4 protein-coding genes and 3 pseudogenes are annotated in these 20027 nt (G+C 57.4%); 3 read left to right on the top strand and 4 right to left on the bottom strand.

Going from position 1 to position 20027, the window contains the following annotated elements; genetic code table 11:
- Positions 1 to 149 (top strand): annotated as a pseudogene (locus F7Q90_RS00535) (IS630 family transposase); the annotation flags it as partial.
- Positions 150 to 197: 48 nt separating this feature from the next.
- On the opposite strand, the gene F7Q90_RS00530 reads toward F7Q90_RS00535, so the two are convergent.
- From F7Q90_RS00530 to F7Q90_RS00515, 4 genes and pseudogenes are all read right to left on the bottom strand, one after another.
- Positions 198 to 1367: an HlyD family efflux transporter periplasmic adaptor subunit gene (locus F7Q90_RS00530; protein ID WP_006119995.1), complete on the bottom strand. Its 1170-nt coding sequence runs from the start codon at positions 1365 to 1367 to the stop codon at positions 198 to 200.
- Positions 1364 to 3502, bottom strand: a pseudogene (locus F7Q90_RS00525) (type I secretion system permease/ATPase). The gene F7Q90_RS00530 and the pseudogene F7Q90_RS00525 overlap by 4 nt, the downstream one beginning before the upstream one ends.
- A gap of 26 nt (positions 3503 to 3528) precedes the next feature.
- Positions 3529 to 4884, bottom strand: coding sequence for a TolC family outer membrane protein (locus F7Q90_RS00520; protein ID WP_044242233.1), 1356 nt, complete (start codon positions 4882 to 4884; stop codon positions 3529 to 3531).
- 495 nt (positions 4885 to 5379) lie between these two features.
- Positions 5380 to 9126, bottom strand: a pseudogene (locus F7Q90_RS00515) (beta strand repeat-containing protein); the annotation flags it as partial.
- Positions 9127 to 10437: 1311 nt separating this feature from the next.
- Here F7Q90_RS00515 and F7Q90_RS28085 point away from each other — a divergent pair.
- Positions 10438 to 12480, top strand: coding sequence for an Ig-like domain-containing protein (locus tag F7Q90_RS28085; RefSeq protein ID WP_249042802.1), 2043 nt, complete (start codon positions 10438 to 10440; stop codon positions 12478 to 12480).
- Positions 12465 to 20021: an Ig-like domain-containing protein gene (locus tag F7Q90_RS00510; RefSeq protein WP_237166064.1), complete on the top strand. Its 7557-nt coding sequence runs from the start codon at positions 12465 to 12467 to the stop codon at positions 20019 to 20021. The genes F7Q90_RS28085 and F7Q90_RS00510 overlap by 16 nt, the downstream gene beginning before the upstream one ends.
- The last annotated feature ends 6 nt before the right edge of the window (positions 20022 to 20027 follow it).

The raw sequence follows: 20027 nt of genomic DNA, 5'->3' as shown, positions 1-20027 counted from the left end.
ATGTCGAACGGTTGTGGCAGGCGCTTCATGAGACAATAACCCGAAATCACCAGTGCAGTTCAATGTGGCAACTGTTGAAAAAGGTCCATCACTTTATGAATACCGTCAGCCCATTCCCCGGGGGAAAACATGGGCTGGCTAAAGTGTAGCGGTATTAGGATCAGTTATTTAGGTTACCGGTCCGGTTCCACGCCTTATTAACGTTCACGCATCGATTCTTTGACCTTATTCAACGGCTTAAGCAAATAATCCATGACAGATTTCTGCCCTGTCTTGATCTCTACATTCGCCACCATGCCCGGCACAATGGGGAAGCGTCGTCCGGCCCGGTTTGTCAGCTCCGCTTTTTGTGTGCGGACATAAACACGGTAATAAAACTGATCGCGCTTAACCTCATCATGCAAGGTATCTGGCGAGACCGTTTCCACCACGCCCGGCAGGTCACCGTAGATGGAAGAGTCATAGGCGGTCACTTTCACCACGGCTGGCAGGCCGGGCCGAATATAGGCGATATCACGAGGATTGATACGGGTTTCGATTAGCAGTTGATCTTCCAGCGGCACGATTTCCATCATCTTACCGCCCGGTTCGAGCACACCACCGACCGTGGTGACCTGGATATCCTTCACGATACCCCGAACGGGTGAAGTGAGCGTGGCACGCGTCAGCAGGTCTTCTTTGCCTGCGGCAACCTGCAGTTGGGCATCCAGTTCCGCATTGTTTTTTACCTGCTCTTCATGGGCACGGACCAGATAATCGTTACGTGCCTCATCAATTTTACCGCGCAGATCGCTGACCTGACGGCGCAGGCGAATGACTTCCACCTGCCCTGCGGCGCCCTTCGCCACCAGCGGTTCCGTTAAACGCAGCTCATCCTGAACCAGCCGTAAAGACTGTTGCAGGTTGCTGATCGTCTCTGTCAGGTTACGGCGACGTGATTCGTACAACTGCTTCTCACGCGCCACCAGTTGCGGCTCTTTTAGCGTCTCTGCGCTGAAGGCGAGTGGTGTACCAGACAGCTCTGCGCTCAGTCGCTCAGACGAAGCGCGCAGCGTCCTCACCCGTGCCTGCACTTCACCAAAGTTAGACTGAAAACGGGTGGGATCCAGAGTGGCCAGAATCTGGCCTTTTTCGACGATATCGCCCTCATGCACGTTAAGCTGCTTCACGATGCCGCCGTCCAGACTGTCAATTACCTGCGCACGGATTGACGGCGTCACTTTTCCGGTGCCGACCGTGACTTCATCAAGAATGGCGAAATGCGCCCAGATCAGAAAAAGCACCAGCGCGGCGGTGCACAACCAGATGATGGTGGATGTGCGTCGCTCATGTTTGGCCAAATCTTTGTCTAACATGACGATGCTCATGCTGCACCTCCCTGACCGGCATCCACGGTCGCGCGCCGCAGGATCTGCTCTTTTGTCCCATCCGCAATGATGCGGCCGTTTTCCATCACCACGATACGATCAACCATCTTCAACAGTGCGGGACGGTGCGTGACCAGGATTAACGTTCGTCCACTGATCCAGCTCTGCATCTGGCGGATCACATGATCTTCAAGTTGCTCATCCATCGAGGCGGTGGGTTCATCCAGCAGCACAACCTGTGGCTGGCGCAGAATCATCCGGCTGAGCATAATCATCTGGCGCTGTCCGCCCGACAGCCCACGGCCACCTTCATTAATAATGCGATCCAGACTGGCCGCATCCTGCTGAACCAGCGACAACGCACCGCTGATACGCAGCGCCTGCAGCATCTCCTATTCACTGGCGTGTGGATTCCCCAGCAGCAGATTCTGACGTAACGTGCCGAAGAACAGTCGCGAATCATGAGAAAGCCAGCCGAGCTGACGGCGGAGATCCGTGGGGTCGATTTGCGCCATATCCACGCCATCGACCAGCACTTTCCCCTGCGTGGCCTGTGCCTGACCGGCCAGAATTTTCAGCAGGGTGGATTTACCTGCACCGACCTTGCCCAGAATGGCGATTTTTTCACCGGGCCTGATGGTTAACTGCTGCACGTTGAGTACGTTCTTTTCGTTCTCTTCATCATAGGTGTAATGCACGTTGCGCAATTCATAGTGCCCGGTCAGCGTCGGACAGTGGGCCAATGTCGCGGTCTCAGGTTTATCGAGTGGTTTTTTCAGTAGCTCATCCAGCCCTTTCATTGCGGTTTTCGCATGCTGCCAGCGGGAAAAGACCATGGTGAGTTGCATCAGTGGCGCGATGGTGCGCGAGGAAAGCAGGCTACAGGCGACCAGCGTCCCGGTCGTGATTTGTGCGTCCAGCACCAGATAGACCCCAAAGACCAGCATGCCCGCATAGGTCAGCTGCTGCACGGTCGATGCCCAGCCCGTGAGTCTGGCCCCCCACAGGCGTTGCTGATTACCGATTGACGCACTGACCTCATGCGTTTGCTCCCACTGGCGTTGAAAATACGGCTCTGCCTGCAATGCCTTGATGTCTTCAATGCCTTCGATGGTCTCGACCAGCACCGCATTACGCAGTGCCCCTTCACGTAAGCCGGCTTTCGCCAGCCGGGCCATAGGAAACTGTACCAGCAGGCCTGGGATAATAATGAGGGGAATGGCGGCCAGCGGAATCAGGACCAGCCAGCCGCCAATAAACGACATAATAAACAGGAAGAGAATGACAAAAGGTAAATCTGCCGCCGCGCCGACGGTCGTGGAGGTCAGTAACTCGCGCACCTGATCGATCTCGCGCAGTTGCGAGATAAAAGAGCCGGTTGATTTAGGTCGGGATTCGTTACGAATATTCATCGCCCGGGCAAACAGCATGGCAGAGACTTTCAGGTCAATGCGTTTCCCCATCAGATCGGATACCTGCGTGCGCATCAGACGAATCAAATATTCAATGGCGGCGGCAATCAGCACGCCCACAAACAGCACCCACAACGTAGCTTCGGACTGCGCAGGAATGACCCTGTCGTAGACCTGCATGGAAAACAGAATCCCGGCCAGCGCCAGAACATTACTGATGATCGATGCTAGGGAAATCTCAGCAATACGGCGGCCCATGCCCCGAAAGTTTTTCCAGAACCAGTGCGGCTCATAGGGCTGAACAAACTCATCAATGCGGGCATCCCGCCCACGAGCGGCAACGCCAATAACGCCCACATCTCCTTGTGTACGCGAAAGCAGGCCCGCCAGCTCACCTTCGCGAATCACGTCACCGCCTTCGCTGAGCCAGTAACGTGCGCTTCCCTCCCCATCAATGCCTTCCAGCACCGCCACGCTATGGTTTTCCATAACCAGCACGACAGGCGTGATGTCCTGGCGCCAGCGCAGTTTGTTGGGGGACACCATGGTCAGGTGCAGGCCGAGCAAACCGCAAAGCCGTTCAAGTTGCTGTTCAGCAGGGAGATGTTCGAACCAGCGCATCTGCTGACGCAGCGTTTTGCCATCGGCAGGCTTGCCGAAACGCGCCGCCACACGCAACATCGCGGCAATCCAGTTTTCCGTCTTCAGGTTTTGTACACTCATTATTCACGCCTTTTAGTGCAGACTGGCTATTGCAGCGAAGGAAGAAGATCGCCACTGTTTTTCTGGCGGTCGATGCCCATGATATCGAGCAGGTTGTCAACGGCGGCCGCATAGCGGACGGTGGCATCCCAGCCGTCGTAGAGGGCGATGATGCGGGAACTGTCGGCCTGAAAGACATCCTGCTCAACGCTGAGCAGATCGTTCAGGCTACGTTTGCTGAGCCGGTATTCGTCGGCGTAAACATTGCGCGTGTGCTCCGCGCTGGCCAGTTGCACTTCCCCCGCCTGCTGGCGTTGCTGGGCGCCAATCATATAGGCGTAAGCCGTGGAGGCGCTTTGATTAATGGCCAGTTTGGCTTGCTGCACCGCCGCCTGTGCGGCCAGACGCTCACCCTCGGCGGCCTGCGTTTTGGCATTGACCAGCCCGCCCTGATAGAGCGGCGCCTCAACCTGGAGCTGCACTTCGTCGTCCCAGTATGAGCGTTGATCGTTTTCATAACGCGTCCGGCCCGCCTGCACTTTGATACTGGGCCAGTGGCCAGACTGGGCCTGCCTTACCCGCTCACGCGCGGCTTCCTGCTTAGACTGCGCGCTGCGCACCGAAGCGCTGTTTTCATAGGCAATACGATCAAGAGTGACCTGCTGCCTGAGCAGCGCCTGAGGAAGTTCAGGCAGCGTCGCCGGTACCACGCCGGTCAAGACCGTAAGCTGGGCTTTGGCCGAGCGAAGCTGTGCCAGATACTGTTCACGAGTCGCCTGCATCGCAGCAATGCGGGTTTCTGCCTGCAATACATCGGACTGAGAATTGAGACCGGCATCCGCCCGCATTTTGGCAATTTCGCGAACGTGCTCAAGCGACGCGATGTTTGTCTGGGCCGTTATGGCAAGTGACTGATAGCGTTTGACCTCAAGATAGGCCTGTAACGTATCTTTCGCGGCCTGCGTCATGGCATCGAACAGGCCAAAGCGATATGCCTCTGAAAGGGCATGCTGTTCATCAATGGCGCCGTTGGTGCGGCCAAAATCGTACAGGAGCTGACTGAGCATAATGCCGCCAGAGCCGTTGTTGTTCAGACTGCCGGAGGAATCCGTTTGATGTGAGCGCCCCGCTGCGCCCTGAAGCGATATCTGGGGATACCAAGCGCTCTGGGCCGCACTGAGATCCCCTTCCCCTACGTAAATCTGAGCGGCCGCTTCCGAAATCTTCGGATTGCGGGCAAACGCGCGCAGAATCGCCTCACGCAGGGTTAAGGTTGCCACCTGTTCTTCACTGGGCGCGGCACGCCAGTTAAATTCGGCTTCGGGTAAAGGCGCAGCCAGGGCTGCAGGGAGTACCATGCCATTTAAGGCACAACAGATCAGGACCAGACGCGCGTTCTTCATACCAACAGGGCTGTTTATCATCGTTAGAGGATTACCTGGTGATTTGGGGCGTAAAAAACAGCAATGCGACAGCAGAACACGCACTTTATTGTTAATTTAATTTATGTTTTTGAAAGCCTACCGCTAAGCACGCGTTAATATTAATAGTATAAATCGGCGAGAGGTTCATGATAAAAATCGCCAGTTATCAAATATCTCGTCTGAAAGCTGTTTTTTTAGCCAAATTCAATCCCAAAAAGTCATTAGCATAAGTAAACAACCTGCCAGTTAATAAAGTTAAGGAATTACTCTATCCGTTGATGGACGAGGCGTCAGGACAGGGCGTGACGTTATATACCGCTTTATCCCGTGCCAGTCCTCCGCCTGGGGGAAGGATGACCGACACGCACTATCGAATGCGGCGCATTAACTGCGGTACGGTCAGTTAAAACGGATTAAAAAAGCGGGTGCTTGCGCACCCGCTGTGTTCTGCGTGTAACCATCAAACTGCACCGTTTAGACGATGGCGACCTGCAGGTTATGCTGGACCAGCACATCACCCAGCGTGTTGTCATTGGCAAGCGCCGAATTATGGTAGACCTCATAGGCCTGGCCATTCAGCATACGCTCACCACTGATTTCCCAAACGCCACCATCGCTATTGACCAGCGTGACCTGACTGCCGTCTGCGCCTTTAATCATCAAATCATCGCTCTGGTTGTCTGTAAGCGTAAGCGCCTCATTCAGATCAAGTTTGACCGAATTGGTGCCACTTTTACCCAGATCGAGAATTTCAATGTTTTCGACTTTCAGGCCAAGCGCAGTCAGATCCAGCGTGATGTGATCACCGCCCAGCACCAGGGTATCGGTACCGGCACCGCCATCAATATGGCTGAAATTCAGATCGTTGACGGTCACGGTATCGGCACCACTGCTGCCGCTTACCGTCGCCCCTTCAATCTGTCTGCCATCTTCCAGCGTAATCACCACCCCACCAATACTGTAAGCCTCCTCCGTTATGGGGGTTTCAGGCACGACAACGGCTTGCTCCGCGACATTCACCGACTCGGTACTGCTGGTCGGCACCACCGTATCGGCTTCCGTGGTCAGTGTAGAGACGGCATGGAGCGCCGGTGCTGTTTCCTCGCCAGACTGACTGTGATGCTGCGTTTCCAGACTGGCCGCCGTAACACTTTCGTCCGACACCGCGAAGGTGGCAAACGACTCCGCCGACAGCGTGGTCGTGGCAGGCAACAATGACCCCAGCAACAGCGTGTTTGTGGTGGTAAAGCTGTTACCGGCCACATCCGTAATGGTCACTTTCGCCAGCGTATTCACTGACAGCAAGAGTCCCCCTACAGAAAGCAGTGACGAGGCAAAATTAGCCGAGTAACGTCCCAGAGCATCGGTAGTCGTATTGATGGTTGGCCCGTTACTGCCGTTCGCCAGCAGCAGCGTCACGCTGACTCTGGAACCCTGGGCTGCGTTCAGCGATCCGCCCTGCACCGTCAAACCCGTCAAAAGTGCGGTCACGACGCTGAGCACCGGATCCACCCCGACGACAGGCTGGTTGTGCGACAACGCGGTAAAGGCACTGGTCGTCGTGGTGCTGTTACCGCCGATATCCGTGACGGTGACCGCGACCGAATGGCTGCCGTCCGATATGCCTTTCAGTGTGGCTGACGGTACGCTAACGCTCCAGGTGCCGTTTGCGCCTACAGTAGTGGTCAGAATATTGCCTGCCACGTTAACGGTCACGCGCCCGCCGACAGCATTACTGCTGGTGCCGCTGATGGTTTCAGCAATATTGGATTCAGAGATGTTCAGATAACCATCACCGCCAAAGTAGCTGTTCACCCCAACGGTCGGCGTACTGCGGCTGGCGACGCCCAGCGAAGCAGACGCGCTGCCGCTGTTGCCGATACCATTGGTGACGCTGGCGGTAACGGTATAGAGTCCGTCCGCAATCGCCGCCAGGTTTGTTGCGGAGATCGGCAGGCTCCAGGTCCCGTTACTGTTTACCGACGTAGTAAAGGTCTGGGTACCGATGGTGACCTGCACCAGCGATCCTTCCGCGTTAGTGGCCGTCCCGCTAATCGTCTGCGTGGTTTTCACATCTGCGACGCTCAGCGCGTTGTCACCAAACAGGGAGGTAATGGTTAACGCCGGCGTACTGTTACTGATGACGCTCAGGTTGCCCGAACCGGACACGGTATTACCGTTAAGGTCGGTCCCTGTCACGGCAACAGTTTTCGCACCATCGCTGATGCTCAGCAGATCGGCCTTCGGTACGCTGATCGTCCACCCACCGCCGCTCACCACTTTGGTGGAGTAGGTCACGCCGTTTAACGTGGCGCTGACGGTTGCGCCCGCTGACAGTGACGACGACCCGCTGATGGTCTGGTTAGTTGAAAGGTCTGCGGCGCTCAGGACACCGTCGCCAAACACCGTATTGACCGTCAGGGTTGGCTGCGTCACGACCAGCTGCACGCCTGCGCTGGTGGAGGTGGTGTTACCGACCGCATCCGTTACCGATGCACTGACCGTAAAGTTGCCGCCAAGCAGTGTCGAAAGAACCGCCGGACTTAACGAAGCAGAGAACGTACCATCCGCATTCACCACCGCCGTCGCCGTGGTGTTGCCAATCGCCAGGCGCACGGTGCTGCCCGCCGCCACGCCGGTTGCGGTCCCCGTAATGGTCTGCGTCACGAGCGACTCGGCAATATTAAGCACACCGTCGCCAAACAGCGGGGTCAGCGTCACTTTCGGCAGATTGTTAATGCCTACGGTCGCCGTGGCCGAGCTGCTGCTGGTATTGCCTGCGGCATCGGTGACGCTGACGCCTACAGTGAGCGTGCCGTCGGACAAGCCTTTCAGCAAAGTCGGCGTTAAGCCGAGGCTGAAGTTGCCGCTGGCATCGGTGACGGTCACGAGTTGCTGCCCCGCAATCGTCACAACCACGCGAGATCCGGCTTCCGCCCCGGTTACCGCGCCGCTAATCGTCTGCCCCGCCAGGGCATCAGCTACGTTCAGCAACGTATCCCCAAACAGCGGATTGAGGGTGATGGTTGGTACCACGGTATCGACGCGAATGCCCGCGCTGGTCGAGGCCGTATTCCCGGCAGCATCGGTAACCGTTGCCCCGATGGTGAGGTTGCCCTGCGCCAGCGTGCCGAGGATATCTGGCGTCACCGTTGCGGAGAAGGTGCCGTTCGCTCCCACCACTGCGTTAATCTGCGAGGCGCCTACCGTAAGCGTGACTGTCGAACCTGCTGCGACGTTGTTGACCACGCCGCTGAGCGTCTGACTGGTCGCAATGTCGACCAGGTTAAGCACACCATCACCGAACAGTGAGGTCAGACTGATAGTCGGCGTCTGGGTGAAAATGCCAATGGTGGTACTGTTGCTGGCTACGTTGCCGACAGCATCAATCACGCTGACGCCCAGTGTCTGGTTACCCGCCGTCAGGTCGGCAGCAGGCAGCGTCAGACTCCAGCTTCCATTGGTGCCCACTGCAGTGGTGTAGGTGCGGGTGCCTAACGTCACCGTCACCTGCGATCCCGCTGCCGCATTTTCGATCGTACCGCCAATCTGTTGGTTGACGGCCGCGTCGGCAATATTCAGCAAGTTGTCGCCACCAAACAGGCCGGTCAGGGTTCCCACAACGGGTACGGCATCGACAATGGCCGTCACGGTTTCCCCCACGGTACGTACGTTGCCCGCAGCATCTGTCAGGGTGACGTCCAGCGCCAGCTGACCATCACTGATCAAACCCAGTACATTCGGTGGAACCACAATGGCCCATTTGCCATCCTGTCCGACCGCGCTGGTCAGCGTTGTGCCACCAATCGTGACCGCGACGGTCGCGCCCACGCCGGCCGATGTGGCCGTGCCGGTAATGGTCTGTGCAATCGTGGTATCGATCGCACTGAGTGTGCCGTCACCAAACACAGAGTCGACCACCAGATTTAACGCCGCGTTCACCACCTTGTTGACGGTGATCGTCGCATCGGTTTGGTTGCCTGCAACATCGCTGACACGAAGACCAAAGACCAGCGGACCATCGTTAAGGCTGGCCAGCACGTCAGGCGTTAAGTCAATGCTCCAGGCACCGTCAGCACCGATAACCGCCGTAGCGATCGGCGCACCATCACCCACGAACAGGGAAATGGTTTGGCCCTCTTCTGCGCCCGTTGTGCGACCGGTCAGGACCTGACTGGTTGTGATATCGGCTGCATTAATCAGGTTGTCGCCCAGGAAGGCGACACGCCCGCGCGGAATCACCAGCCAGGGCTGATCAGGCTGATGTAAGCGCTGGTTCATATAGCCGGACAGCCGCCACAGCAGCAATGCGACCATCACCGCCATAACGATCAGAACCGATAAGAGAGGGGTTAATGTCAGCCCTAACAGCAGACTTACCGCACCGGCACCTAAAATGCCTCCCAGGCTGAAAAACGCGTGAAAGCCTGACATCATGGGGCGTCCTGCGGCTTTTTCTACTTCCACCGCCTGATAATTCATTGCAACGTCCAGCATCCCTAATCCGGCACCAAACAGCATGAGTGCTGCGGCCATCACCAGATGGGAAGGCGCGGTTGCCAGCACAGGTAGCATCAACAGGACCAGCAGCGTCGAACTCATCATCACCCGCCGGCAGCCAAAGCGGGCGACCAGCGTGCCTGTGACGGGCATCGCAAGCAGTGAACCAATTCCCAGGCAGAGCAGCAGGGCACCGAGGGATGCTCCTTCTAACTGCAAGCGATCGCGCGCATAAGGTACCAGTGGTGCCCAGGCTGGCATGCCCAGTCCATTAATTAAAAAAATGGTACGCGTACCGGCGCTAAGGCGGCGTTCAGAACAGGTTGATTTTGCGGCATCCAGTGCTGTCATGGCTCTTATTTCATCTGTATCGAAGCAAAAAAGTGTAGCATCAAATTGCTGCAAAACGCTGTGAGAACACAGGCTTAACAGTTCATCATCTTTACGTAGATGATTTTCGCGCAGCGCCAGTGTACCGACTTTTAGCGGTGCCAATGATTTTTCCAGAACTTTCCTGGCTTACTTTCCCTCCTGCCGCGACGTTGTATGACCGTGGTCACATTTTCGCTACGTGTATTGCTTAGTTAAATTTGAGTATGCCTTCAGCCTGTCAAGGCCTAAAAAAAACAGGTTAATCCGTAACTTTGCGCATTTTTTAGAAATATTTAGCAACATCTGAAAGCGATGCGCGACACATTTTTGCCACTTCTTTACTGACAAAACCAAAATTTGGCTAATGTTATCTTGGTTAAATCATAAATAAAACTGCATATTACGATTGATTTTTGCCCTGACTGTGATGGATATTATTTTCATGATGTTGCTAAAGGTAATTTCGGATTAATTAAAATTAAAACAATTATTACGCTTCGCTTAGATTTTTTGCCGTCTTTCTTGATTTTTTTACCTATTGTTGTGCCAGGTTGAAACGTTTTTAGATTCGCAGCAAGTAAAACGTGGAAAAGTTACCCATAAATTATTTTTATGGTTTTCATTTCAGTTAATTAGCTTCTCTGGTGGAGTAAGGTCAAGATGGCAGAAATCACTCAAACTCGGGTGGATATCATTTCCCGTGCAAATGGGACGCTCATTTCACAGGTCGATGGCGTCTCAGCACAAACGATTACCCTCAGTGAACCCAGCGTTGTCCGTATTAACGGCACACGTGAAGTGGTGACGCAATTTCAACGGCAGGGTGATGACCTTATCGTTCAGATGCGTGACGGTAGCACGGTTCGCTATAAAAACTTCTTTCTGGATGATGCTGCCGGCGATCACAGTGAACTGGTGTTTGACGATGGTGTGAATCCCCCAGAGCATGCGCTTTTCCCCACGGCGGTTGACGCAACAGATTACGCCGCCACAACCATGACGCCCACCTATGAATCTCTCGACAGTGTCGATCCCCTTCTCCTGGCTGATAACAGCAATATTTCTACCGGACTAATGACCGCCAGCGGTGTGGGCCTGCTTGGTCTGGCGGGCGTTGCACTGGGTACCAGTCGGGGCGGAGGTGGTGGTGGTGGTGACAACCCGGCCGCACCGGGAACGCCCGGTGCGCTAACGCTCACCGTCAACCCTTTCGCCGGGGATAACGTGCTGGACAACACCGAGAAGGCGTCAGATCAAACGCTTTCGGGCACCACAACAAATGTGGAGGCAGGCCAGACCGTCACCGTGACGCTGGGCGGACAGACCTACACCACCGCGGTAGGAACAGACGGCAGCTGGAGCGTGACGGTGCCGGCGGTGGCGCTTCAGGCGCTGGCGGCGGGCACGGCAACCATCGAGGCGACGGTGAGCAACGCGGCGGGCACCGCGGCCACGACTGCCGAAACCATCACCGTGGAGGCACCGGCAACACAGCCCGGCGATCCGACGGTGGCTCTTGCGCCGTTTGCCGGGGACAACGTACTGGATAACGACGAAAAAACGTCGGATCAGCTCATTTCAGGCGTTACCAGCAACGTGGAGCCGGGCCAGACCGTGACCGTGACGCTGGGCGGGCAGACCTACACCGCCACGGTGGGCCAGGACGGCAGCTGGAGCGTGACGGTGCCGGCGGTGGCGCTGCAGGCGCTGGCGGCGGGCACGGCAACCATCGAGGCGACGGTGAGCAACGCGGCGGGCACCGCGGCCACGACTGCCGAAACCATCACCGTGGAGGCACCGGCAACACAGCCCGGCGATCCGACGTTGACCGTCGATCCTTTCGCCGGAGACAACGTGCTGGATAATGCAGAAAAAGCAACGGATCAGATTCTGTCCGGCACCACCGTCAATGTGGAGCCGGGCCAGACCGTGACCCTGGGCGGGCAGACCTATACCACCACGGTGGGCCAGGACGGCGGCTGGAGCGTGACGGTGCCGTCGGCAGCGCTGGGCGCATTAGCGGCGGGTACGACGACAATTGCCGTCAGCGTGGCTAACAATGCCGGAGACATCGCGACGGGCAACCAGGACATTATCGTTGAACCCGCAGCGGGGACACCGGGATCGCTGACGATTACCCAACCGCTGGGCGGAGATGGTTTTATTAATGCGCTGGAGGCCAGCCAGGGCGTTATCGTTAAGGGTGCGTTCCTTGGTGGGACACCGGGTCAGCAGATTGCGGTTAACTTTAACGGTGTCAATTACAACGGTACCGTAGATGGTGACGGATTATGGTCGGTCACGATGCCTGCAGCCGCTTTTGACGGCGTGGCAGACGGGCTGAAATCGATTACCGTCAGCACCGTGGATGCTAACGGTAACCTCGTGACCGGCACAGCTGACGTGATCCTGCAGGCCACAACATTGCCTGCTGTTAACCTCGACAGCGGCGCGATCAGCGATGGTGTCCTTAATAATCTGGACGCCGCCAGCGATCAGGTACTGAGCGGGAATACCGGCATTACCGGTGACGGACAACAGGTACAGATTCAACTCGGCGGCAACACCTACAACGTTCCGGTTAATACGGACGGCAGCTGGAGTACGACGATTCCTGCCACCGATCTGTCTGCCTTACCGCAGGGGAATAACCCACTGGTTGTCAGTGTGGTTGATCAGGCTGGCAAGTGGTTACCCAGATAAATAACCTCACGGTGGATACCCAGTCACCTGTGCTAGGCGTTGATCCCGTGGGCGGCGATAACACGCTAAGCGTCAGCGATCTGACACAGCCACTGATCCTGAATGGTACCGGCCAGAATGGCGATCAGGTCACACTCTCGCTCAACGGCAGATTTTACCGGACTCTGGTGGCCTCCAATGGCCGCTGGTCTTTGAGAGTTGACCAGTCTGATCTCGCTGCATTACCGTCAGGCAGCAATCCGTTTACGGTCACGGTGACGAATGCCAATGGCAGCCAGACGACGTTCACCAGCGATCTGAATGTCGCGACGGCACCAGAAGTCCAGCCTACGATTACGGTTAATTCGGGTAGTTTTGCTGGCGATGGCATTCTGGATGGTGCCGAACAGCAGCAGCCACAAACCCTTACCGGCACCACAACCAATGTTGAGGCGGGACAACAGGTTAGCGTTACCCTGAATGGCGTGACCTACACGGGGACAGTAGAGCCCAACGGTAACTGGCAAATCACGCTGCCGTCCACCGCATTGTCCGGCTTGCCGAATGGTGCGCAGACGCTGACCGTTGAGGTCGTAAACGCCGTCGGGAACACCAGCAGTGCCGAGCTGGCCTTTACGGTGGACAATACGGGCAGCAGCGTTGCGCTGTCGCCTGTAGGGACAAATAACTACCTCAATGTTGAGGATGTGGCCAGCGATGTCGTGTTGAGTGGCACCACAATCAACATTCCTGCGGGCAGTCAGGTGACCGTTAGTGTTAATGGCACCAGCTATACCGGCACGGTCGATGCGCAGGGCAACTGGACGGTGACGCTGCCTGCCGGTTCGCTGGCTGAACTGCCAAACGGTGCTCTGCCGGTCATTACCACTATCACCGATGCCGGTGGTAACACGCTTGCCACCAATACAACGAATATTAACGTCTTTGCTACCGATCTGCCGATCGCAACGGCTGGCGTCGCCTTTGGTGATGGCGTGCTGAATGGCGCTGAAGCCACGGCCAACGGCACGATTACGGGCAACAGCGGTGTGACCGGTGCCGGGCAAGGCGTCGTCGTCAACTTCAATGGGGTTGACTACAACGGCACGGTAGATGGTGCAGGTAACTGGCAGGTGAGCATTCCGTCAGGCATCCTCGCTGCGCTGGATCAGGGAACGGTACCTTATACCGTCACGCTCACCGATATTGCCGGCAACACCAGTACGGCCTCTGGCTCCGTCACGGTGGATACCGTGCCGCCGGTGCTGCAGGTTGCCACGCCTTCTGGCGATGGCGTACTCAACGCCACGGAAATTCAGCAGCCTCTTGTGCTGACCGGCACCAGTGAAAATGGTGCGACCATCGTCGCCTCGTTTAATGGTACAACCGTCACAACAACGGCTAATACAGATGGCACCTGGACGCTGAATGTACCGGATGCTGCGTTGAGTGGATTGTCTGACGGTAGCTATACCTTAACGGTGACGGCGACAGACAGTGCCGGTAACGTCTCTACCAATACCAGTAACCTGACGGTAAAAGCGGATGCGGCTTCGCTGCCAACGTTAACCCTGAATCCCTTCGCAGGCGATAATGTCGTCGATGGCGCAGAGCGTCAGGTCAGTCAGGTGCTGTCCGGCACCACCACGAATGTCGAGCAGGGTCAGACCGTCACCCTCACTGTAGGCAGCGATGTTTTCAGCGGCACAGTATTGGGGGATGGCACCTGGCAACTGACTGTTCCGGCAGAGGTCCTCGCTTCGCTGGCTGACGGCAGCGCCAGTTACACCGTGGCCGTCAGTGATGCCGCAGGCAATACCGCCACTGGCAGTCTGGATCTGACGCTCAACAGCAATGCCTCAGGCATCGCGCTGGCCCCCCTGAGCGACGATAACTATCTGAATGCCGGTGAGGCAACCGACCCGCTGATTGTTAGCGGAACCACGGTCAATGTCGCGCCCGACAGCACGGTTACGCTGGTGTTCAATGGCGTCACGTATACCGGCACGGTTTCAGCCACCGGAACCTGGAACATTGTGATCCCACCTGCCGATCTGGCAAGCCTGACGGATGGGCCGACCACGTTGACCGTATCGGCTACGGATACCACGGGGGCCGTACTCAGCAGCTCAGGCACGCTGAACGTGGCCATTAACAATGTACCCAACCCTGTCGTTATTAATGCTTTTGATGGCGGCGTGATTAATGCAGACGATGTCACCAATGCGCAGGCGCTGAACGGCACAACTGGCGTGAGTGGCGTTGGGCAAACCGTTAACGTCACCTTTAACGGTAATATTTACAGCGGAACCGTGGACGCAAACGGCAACTGGCGCGTTACGCTGCCTGCTGATGCGCTTACCGCTCTGACTGAGGGCAGCACCGGCTATACGGTGACGGTCACGGATGCGGCCGGTAACAGCCGTTCCGTTGCGGGCACTGTCGAGGTGGATCTCACCCCGCCTGGGCTGACGCTGGATCCGGTGACAGGCGATGATGTTGTCGACCCGACCGAGAGCACCGGACCGATTGTGCTCAGCGGCAGCAGTGATGCCGGGGAAGGTCAGGCGGTAACGATCACCTTAAACAATCAGGTATGGACCACGGCAGTTGACGCCGAAGGCAACTGGAGCTTTACATTGCCCGCTGGCGCACTGGAAGGTATTCCCGCAGGCAGCTATGCACTGGCCGTGACCGTCAGCGATCTGGCCGGAAACAGCGTGACAGAAACCCGCGAGATTACCGTATCAACGAACAGTCTGCCGATCAGTATCGTTACACCTTTCACAGACGGCTATCTGAACCAGATCGAGTCCACGACTGACCAGACACTCAGCGGCACCACCGGCGCTTCTGGCGCAGGTCAGACCGTCACGGTGACCGTGGGGGGAAATGATTACAGCGCGACAGTAGATGCACAGGGTAACTGGTCTCTGACTCTGGGTAGTGATGTCCTTCAGGCACTGACAGAAGGCGTCAATCCCATTGTCGTCAATGTGACTGACGCGGCGGGTAACACGGGCAGCCTGGACAGTAACATCACCGTGGATTTCACACCGCCTGAACTGACTCTGACGCCGGTTACCGGAGATAATCAAATCAATGCAGTGGAGGTGCTGCAGACCATTCCGGTTTCCGGCACGGCATCGCTGGCTGATGAAGGGCAAACGGTTACCGTGACCTTACAAGGCCAGACTTATCAGACGCTGGTGCTTCAGGATGGAAGCTGGCAGGTCAATATTCCTGCCAGCGTCATGCAGGGCTTACCGGATGGCGCGTATGCGTTGGATATTACCCTGACAGATGCGGCGGGTAACCAGACCACGCTGACGCAAAATCTGACCCGCGTCGCCGACAGCGCGTCATTGCCCGTGCTGACAGTCGATACCGTCAGCGGCGATAACTTGCTGAACCGGGCAGAAGCCGCTGCCGATTTCACCATCAGCGGTGGCAGCACGAACCTGACGGCGGGGCAGGTTGTGACTGTCACCCTGAACGGTCAGAGCTACACCGGTGCCGTACAGGCAGACGGCAGCTGGAACGTGACCGTTCCTGCGGGTGATGCTGGCGCGCTGCCAGATGGTGCGTTGTCTGTGGTGGTGGTGGCGAGCGATACGGCGGGCAATCCTGCCAGCAGCACTGCCAGCCTCACTGTCATCGCCAGCGAGGCGGCGCAGCCAACGCTTAGCGTAGATGTAGTGGCAGCGGACGACATCATCAACGCAACCGAAGCCGGAACGGCGCTGGAGGTGACGGGCAGCAGCAGGCTACTGGCAGAAGGGACGCCTGTTACGCTGACCGTTAACGGTATTGCGTACCCGACCACCATTGATGCCAACGGCAACTGGCGCGTAACCGTGCCCGCCGATGCCCTTGCTGATCTGCCGTCCGGGACAGAACAGGCCTTTGTGGTGACGGCGAATGATGCTGCGGGCAATCCTGCGGAGGCCAGCCATAATGTCGCCATCGAAACGACCCTGCCATCGCTGGTCGATATTACCCTGAGCGCAGGCACGTCGCTGAATCAGGCCGAATCGCTCCAGGATCTGACGGTCACCGGTAACAGTGCGCCTGGCGCACAGATTAGCGTGACGCTAAATCAAATCAGTTACACCGCCCTGGCCGACGGAAACGGTGCCTGGACGCTGGCCATCCCGGCTGCGGATCTGCAAGCGCTGACTGATGGTGTTCAGACTGTCACCGTGACGGCAACGGACACCAGCGGTAACGTCGCGACCGACAGCAGTACGACGCTGGATGTGGCGATCAGAAACGTACCTGTCCTGACGCTGGACGTCCCGTTTGGCGATGGCCTGCTGAGTCAGGCAGAGGCTGCGGGTGCGTTGACGCTGACGGGCACAGCCACCAATCTGGCCGAAGGCAGCGAAATCACCGTCACAATTGGGGATCAACCCTTTACCACGACGGTCGCTGCCAACGGTATCTGGACGCTCAATCTGGCACCGGACGCGCTCAGCGGTTTACCCGATGGCGTGACGCAGGTGCAGGTGACGGCCAGTGATGTGGCGGGCAATCCGGCAGAAGCATCCGTCGGCGTTGAGATCTTACTGACGCCACCAGCGACGCCAACGGTTGCGGAAACGCTGTTTGGCGACAACGTCATCAATGCCAGTGAAGCTGCGTCAGTACAGCTGATTAACGGCACCACACCACTGAGCGACGGGCAAACCGTGAACGTGACTGTGGACGGCACACCGCTGACGGTATCCGTTGACGCCCAGGGTAACTGGACAGCCAGCCTGACACCGGAAGTCATGGCGGGGCTGGCCGATGGCAGCCATACCCTGAGTATCGTGACGACCGATCGGGCAGGCAATACCTCGGTGACGACCACACAGGATTTCACGACGGCAACCGCACCGATTGCCGCGCCTACGCTTGATACGCCGTTTGGCGATGGACGCATTAACGCGGCCGAGGCGCAGGCTGGCGGTAGCCTGAGTGGCGATCTGAATAATGATAACGCCGCCGCCGTGACCGTTACGGTCAACGGGACGCTCTATGCGGCTGCCATTAACGGCGACGGCACCTGGTCACTGGATCTGCCCGCGAGCGTCCTGCAAACGCTGCCGGATGGGACCTGGCCGGTGACGATCACCGTCACCGACGTGAATGGCAATACGGCCAGCACCGTTGACAACATCATTGTCGCTGTGCAAACGCTGCCGAATGTGAGTCTCAATCTGCCGTTTGGCGATGGTGCGCTGAATGCCACTGAGGCGACACAGGACCAGACCCTGACCGGTACCACCGGCATCAGTGGCGCGGGGCAAACCGTCACGGTGGTGATCAGCGGCTTCAACAATGACGAACCGCTGAATGCGGTCGTGCAGAATGACGGAAGCTGGTCGCTCACGCTGACCCCGGATCAGATGGCGCAAATTCCTAACGGCAGCCATGTCATTACGGTGAGTGCAGCCGATAGTGCGGGGAACACCGACAACACCACATTAAACGTGGTGACCGCGGTGACGGCGCCCGTGCCGACTTTTGCGGCCACACAGTTTGGTGGCGACAATGTGCTGAGCATCAGTGAGGCCGCCGCTGGCGTCACGCTGACGGGAACGACGGGCAGCAGCGGCGCAAATCAGGCCGTCAGCATTATCGTGAATCTGGACGGCATCAGCTATCCCGGCACGGTCGATAACGATGGCAACTGGAGCGTGACGATTCCGCCTAATGCGTTAAATTCGTTAGGGAGCGGTCCGTATACCGTCACCGTTAACGTCGTTGATGCTACCGGCAACCCGGGTACTGCCCAGTTTAACTTCACGGCCGATCTGACGACACCAGTGCCAACCGTGGCCCCGCTCGCACGTGACGGTTTTATTAATTCAGCGGATGTCGCGAATGGCGTCACCCTGACCGGTAGCACAGGGGAACCCGGTGAAGGGCAGACGGTTGTGGTCACCTTAGGAGGGACAAGCTTCGATGCGGTGGTACAGGCAGATGGCAGCTGGACATTAGCCCTGAGCACAGCCGATCTGCAAGGTTATACCGACGGAAATTACAGTCTTTCTGTGGTCGCGACGGATGCGGCTGGCAACAGTGCCACCCTTACAGAGACGCTGACCATTGATACTACCGCACCTGTGATCACCACGGTGGCCTTTGCAGGGGATGACGGACTGGATTACGCCGAAAGTGTTCAGCCGCAGGTTCTGAGTGGCGTAGTAACAGGGGCTGAAATCGGGACTTCGTTGACCGTTTCCCTTGCGGACACGGTGCTGGGCACGGGCATCGTTGGGGCAGACGGAAGCTGGAGCCTCACACTGACGCCTGAACAAATGCGTGACTTTACGCAGCCGACTACCACACTGACGCTGACTGTCAGCGATCAGGCCGGTAACCCGGTGACGCAGGAACTGTCAGTTCCGGTTGATCTGACGCCACCGCCGGGACCGCTGGTCACGCTGGGCACCGTATCGGGTGACAACATCATCAGTACGGTCGATCAGGCAAATGGTGTCGTGCTGAGCGGAACATCGCAAAACCTGGGTGCTACCGGCGAGGTCAGCATTGTCATCAACGGGACCCCTTACGCCACCACGCTGGATGCGAACGGCAACTGGACGACGGGAGCGCTGTCCGTCGCCGATTTCGGCACCACCGACGGGCCGGTCACCATTACGGTCAACGCGACCAATGGTTCGGAAACCGTCACGGCCACTGGCACCGTGCAGTTGGAGCTGACACCGCCGTCACTCACTATCAATGACTTTGCGGGTGACAATGTCATTAACGACGGCGAAACTCAGGTACGCCAGACCATTAGCGGTACCTCGGACACCAGTGAGGCGGGCCGCGCAGTAACGGTGACGCTCAACGGCAAAACCTACACCGCCGTCGTGCAGACTGACGGCACCTGGTCAACCAGCGTACCGGCCAGTGATATGCAGGCACTCGCCGAGGGTCAAACGGTCATCAATGCCCAGCTCAGCGATGCTGCGGGCAACGTGACTTCCGTCGACCGCACCGTGACTGTAGATACGACCGCACCATTGATTCAGACTGACGCCTTCCTGGGCGTACTGTGCTTTATCCTGTTTCTGGCAGAAGGCGCAGTACTGGACTGGGGTGCCCTGTTGCTGCTGCAAAATCCGTCAATGTCGACGGCACATGCGGGCCTGGGCTATGCCGTATTCTCTGTAGCGATGACGGCAGGACGCTTTACTGGCGATAAGATTATTCAACGTTTTGGCCGCTATCCAGTGATGGTCATGGGCGCGCTGGCCGCGGCGTCGGGCCTGGCGCTCGCCGTCCTGCTGCCCTGGCCGGAAGCGTCATTACTGGCTTTCTTACTGGTGGGATTTGGTTTATCCAATACCGTGCCTATGTTATTTAACGCGGCGGGTAATCAGCATGCAATGCCCGCTAACCTGGCGATTTCAGCCATGACAACGTTGGGATATGCAGGTATTCTTTCTGGTCCGGCGTTGATCGGGTTCATCTCTCAATGGATTAGCCTTAGCGGTGCATTTTTACTGATTGCACTGCTCTTGTTGGCTGTGGCTGTCAGTGCGCGCAACGTTGCGCGATAAATCAGG

The organism is Pantoea stewartii subsp. stewartii (assembly GCF_008801695.1).
Classification (GTDB): domain Bacteria; phylum Pseudomonadota; class Gammaproteobacteria; order Enterobacterales; family Enterobacteriaceae; genus Pantoea; species Pantoea stewartii.
Note: the sequence above shows the minus strand (reverse complement) of the source record. Positions and strands in the feature narration are given on the sequence as shown.